General features: G+C 52.7%; 7 protein-coding genes. 5 read left to right on the forward strand and 2 right to left on the reverse strand.

All coding sequences use genetic code 11. The annotated features are described in order from the left end of the window. A partial coding sequence (locus tag H9C73_RS15890; protein WP_209288881.1) for a transposase occupies nucleotides 1–688 on the reverse strand: 688 nt, incomplete at its 3' end. A 233-nt stretch (nucleotides 689–921) separates the two neighbouring features. Here H9C73_RS15890 and H9C73_RS15895 point away from each other — a divergent pair. The 5 genes from H9C73_RS15895 (at nucleotide 922) to H9C73_RS15915 (ending at nucleotide 3,227) form a co-directional block, all read left to right on the forward strand. After that, nucleotides 922–1,101 (forward strand): hypothetical protein, encoded by a 180-nt coding sequence (locus tag H9C73_RS15895; protein WP_209288882.1) that lies wholly within the window; start codon nucleotides 922–924, stop codon nucleotides 1,099–1,101. Nucleotides 1,102–1,235: 134 nt separating this feature from the next. Continuing rightward, nucleotides 1,236–1,628 carry a hypothetical protein gene (locus tag H9C73_RS15900; RefSeq protein WP_209288883.1) on the forward strand — a complete coding sequence of 131 codons (393 nt, stop codon included), beginning with the start codon at nucleotides 1,236–1,238 and terminating at the stop codon, nucleotides 1,626–1,628. Between the two features lie 65 nt (nucleotides 1,629–1,693). Further along, complete coding sequence (locus tag H9C73_RS15905; RefSeq protein ID WP_209288884.1) at nucleotides 1,694–1,846, forward strand: DUF4113 domain-containing protein; 153 nt, start codon at nucleotides 1,694–1,696, stop codon at nucleotides 1,844–1,846. Between the two features lie 203 nt (nucleotides 1,847–2,049). After that, entirely contained in the window at nucleotides 2,050–2,283 is a 234-nt protein-coding gene (locus H9C73_RS15910) for a hypothetical protein (protein WP_209288885.1), read from the forward strand. 110 nt (nucleotides 2,284–2,393) lie between these two features. Next, the gene (locus tag H9C73_RS15915) at nucleotides 2,394–3,227 is read left to right on the forward strand and encodes an enoyl-CoA hydratase-related protein (RefSeq protein ID WP_209288886.1); all 834 of its coding nucleotides are present in this window, start codon (nucleotides 2,394–2,396) and stop codon (nucleotides 3,225–3,227) included. Between the two features lie 150 nt (nucleotides 3,228–3,377). Here H9C73_RS15915 and H9C73_RS15920 read toward each other — a convergent pair whose 3' ends face one another. Next, on the reverse strand, nucleotides 3,378–3,950 hold the full coding sequence (locus H9C73_RS15920; protein ID WP_328797993.1) for a haloacid dehalogenase type II: 573 nt from the start codon (nucleotides 3,948–3,950) through the stop codon (nucleotides 3,378–3,380). Nucleotides 3,951–4,047 lie beyond the last annotated feature (97 nt).

The following is a 4,047-nucleotide window of genomic DNA, read 5'->3' on the forward strand; positions in this document are numbered from 1 at the left end:
GAGCATCCGGCACATACTGCAATGTAGCTTTCCGGTAGGCCGGACTCATATCCATCGATACAGAGCGGACATTGCGCTTCTGTTGTTCGGTCAGCCGTTGATAGAAGCAAGCAAGGCTCTCGGATGATTTCCCATCTTCTACCGCCAGAACCAATCCCTCTGCATTGGAAATGATCGTGACATAATCATGGCCTTTCCTGAAGGAGGTTTCATCCACTGCAATGTGCTGACTGGATAGCGCCTGACGTGTTTTAAGCCCACGTTTGACGGCGCGTGCCATGATGCCATCGATGGCACTCCAGCTAAGCTTCAGCTGCCGGCCGACGGCGTGAATGGAGGCCTCTTTGAGCCACCCAATGACACGTGCTTCAAACAGCTGGGTGTAGCGACTGTTGCCCTCAGCCCAGGGGACCTGCACGGTACGACAGCCATGCTGGGCACACTGCACTCTGGGCACATCTGCTGTCACCCATGTTTGAAATTGGCAGGTATCCAAATGGCGCCAGGTGCGTCTGCGACTGTCATAACGGGGAGATGGCTGGCCACACAGCGGGCAGCTGAGCTTCACGCCAGCATCACAGCTGACATGGACAGTGACCTCTTGGTGATCTTCATTCAGATCAACGCCAGTGACATACCAAGGGGATGATAGGCCGAGAATCCGTTCATAGAGAGTCTGCTGGTCCATTCGTACACCCGAGAAAAGGTTGATAAATGGACCCATAATGCAAGAAAGAGGCGCGAACCTGAAGGCTGGCCCACCACATCCGGTGAAGAACCTTATTTATACAGCGCAATTGACCGTGAACGCGGTGATCCACCGCTTCCCCATTACTGTTCGCATATACAAAGAAGGCCTGTGTCCTCTTCTTGCAAGGTGTTATACTTCATTTAGGCAACTACCAAAGAGGAGGTGCCACCATGGCAACAACATCGTTTGATAAGAGCTTTGTGGTCACGGACCAGGAGTCTATTGATCGCATTCACTATGACTTGGCGCACCCACGCTTGATCAAGGTCGCCAAACGCGACTACAAGGCCGAAAGTGCAAAAGGTATCAAGTTATTAAAACAACGATTGTCCAACTCGGAGACCTGCTGAGAGAGCTTGGGGTAGACGATTCAGTCAAGCTCCTCAGCACTTTTTCGTGTCCTCGCAACGTCGATGTCGAAAACTTCCTGACGAACCCCAGCAAAGCCATCCGCTTTGAGAAAACTGGCAATGCACGAACCTATTTGATTTTGGATGCCACTACAGGCGACTTACTGGCTTACTTTTCTGTGTCCTTTAAAGAGCTGATCCTTGAAGGCTTGGGACTCAGCAAGACCAAGGTTCGTTCCTTGGACGGCATCAGCAAAGACGCTGAACGCATTCGGTCTTTCCTCATCGGTCAACTGGGTAAAAATATGTCTATAGACGGCAACCCTATTGGACTGACCGATATCTTAAGTGAAGCCTTTGCGGTTTTTGCCGCGGCAAAACAGTTGATAGGCGGTCGTATCATCATCCTGGAGTGTGAAAATATTTCAGAACTAATTGCCTATTATGAACGCCATGGCTTTTCACTGATTGAAACTCTCGCTTCCGATTCCAGCCTCAGAACCCTGTATATTCACATCACTGAGTGATCTCGATAGGTCTATGCCATCGATTTGCACTCTGCGCTTCCCCTCCCAATCCTCCTGCTGTCGGTATGCCCATACCGAAACTGGACCGTATCAATCACAGCGGCAAGGGCCGTGTTTTTATCGCAGGCCAGGGCACCTGTAAGGAATGGCAGATGAAAAGACAGAGGCTGTCACCGGCCTATACGACTCGCTGGAGCGACATTCCCCGCGCCAGTTAGCCCTTTTTACAGCTGTATGGATATAAGGGTATTCCTGACTCGAAACTTTCATAAATTTTGCTTATGCTAAATATAAGTCAACTGCAATACGACTTTTGTATTTTAGAATCGGCTGAAGTATGTTGATCTACAACCAAACAGGGATTTGGTTACAGCATGCTTCCCGACCAATAATAAAATGAGATACAAAAAGGGTTCTTACCATGCATAAACACTACGACAGCAGCTTTTTCGCCACCGGTGAAGATGGACGCACCGTTATGCTTGTTATGCGACAGCACTACGAGGGCAAGCGTACCTTCGGCCTCAAGCCTGTTGAGTGGAAACAGGAGCCGCCCGAAATCCTCACACAGGACGGCCGCCAGGTGGACGTGCTCAACGAAGAGATGAGCCAGTTCCGCATCCCGGGTGAAAAGGAAGTCCTGCACCTGGATTGATACAGCGCGCTTCACTTTAATGATCTGAAGCGCTCCCCTACGTTTGTGTGGATCTGGTATTCTCGATAACTGGATCAGACCCCACGACAAAAATATAAAGGGAGCCCTTCATGACTGATCAGTTGCCTCGACTGCAAGACGCACGCTTGGAGCTGGAAGAGCGCGTAGCCGTGCTGACACTGGCACGAGATGATGTTCGCAACGCACTGACCGGCACCGCGCTGATCGACGATATCGTTGCCACAGTCGAGTGGGCCAACCGCGCCCCTTCTGTTTCCGTGCTGGTGATCACCGGCCAAGGAAGTGCTTTCTGCGCGGGCGGCAATATCAAGGAGATGCAGCTCAGAGACGGCGATCATCGCCAGGGCCCCTTTGGCGGCGATGCGCTGGAGCTTGAGCGCAAGTACCGCGAGGGCATTCAGCGCATTCCCCGCGCCATTCACCGTGCCGAAACCCCCATCATTGCAGCCGTCAACGGCCCCGCCATTGGCGCCGGTTGCGACCTCGCCTGCATGTGCGATATCCGCATCGGGTCAGAGCGCGCCACCTTCGGCGAAACCTTTGTCAATCTGGGCATTATTCCGGGCGACGGCGGTGCCTGGTTTCTGCAGCGCCTGATCGGCTATCAGCGAGCCGCCGAAATCACCCTGACCGGACGACTGGTACATGCTGAAGAAGCCGTTGAGCTGGGCCTGATGATGGAAGAGGTTGCAGCAGAACAGCTGATGACGCGGGTAATGACACTGGCTCGCCAGATGGCGGCCAAACCGCCACATGCACTGAGAATGAGCAAACGCTTGATGAAGCAGGCCCAACGCCATGAATTGGATGACTTTCTGGAGCTCTGTGCGGCCTGGCAAGGCATGCTCCATAACACCGACGATCACGCCGAAGCCGTGAATGCCTTTGTTGAGAAGCGCGAAGGCGTATATCGAGGCAAGTAATTCGTATTAATGATACATATTACATACCACGTATCATTTCTTTGATGCCAGGTGTCGCCCCAGTGTTTCACCCAGCTCACTCAGACGACGCACCGTCAGAGTGGGCTCTACTCCCCAGGGATCAAACAGCGCCTGAGAGGAACGCTGCACCTAGGCGCCATTCATCCCTGCCGAAATGGCACCGATCACATCAAACGGATTACCTGAAATCAGCCAGCTGCTGTGATTCAACACCTTGGCCTCGCGCAGGAAATAACTGTACACCCCCGGATCAGGTTTGAATGAACGCTGCTCCTCCACGCTGACAATGCCATGAAAACAATCGGCAATACCCGCATGCTCCAGCAGGCCCGCAACAGAGCGGCGACTGCCATTGGAAAAGGCGTACAGCCGATAACCTTCCAGCTTCAGAGCCCTTAAGGCCTCGGGGACATCCTCATAGACCGGCAACTTGCGGTAAAAGGCCATCAGTTCATTCTTTTGCTCATCGGTCAGTGGCTGATCAAAGCGCAGGCAGGTGTGATCGAGCGCTTCTCGAGTGCATACCGAAAAATCGGCATAATGCCGCATGAGCGCCCGGCGAAACGCATATTCCAGCTGTTTTTCACGCCAGCATTGAGAAAAGTCTTCTGCCAGATCACCCATCCAGCCTTCCAGCAATCCCACAACACCACGGGTATCGATCAGGGTTCCGTATACATCAAACGCCAGGGTGACTGACATTACGCTACTCCTCAGTAACAGCCTTGTATGGATAATTCCGTGTGTTTTCCGGGTAAATTGGGACCCACCCTCAACGGCCATTGAGGGCCTTCATGCA

This window comes from Marinobacterium alkalitolerans (assembly GCF_017776525.1).
Lineage (GTDB): Bacteria > Pseudomonadota > Gammaproteobacteria > Pseudomonadales > Balneatricaceae > Marinobacterium > Marinobacterium alkalitolerans.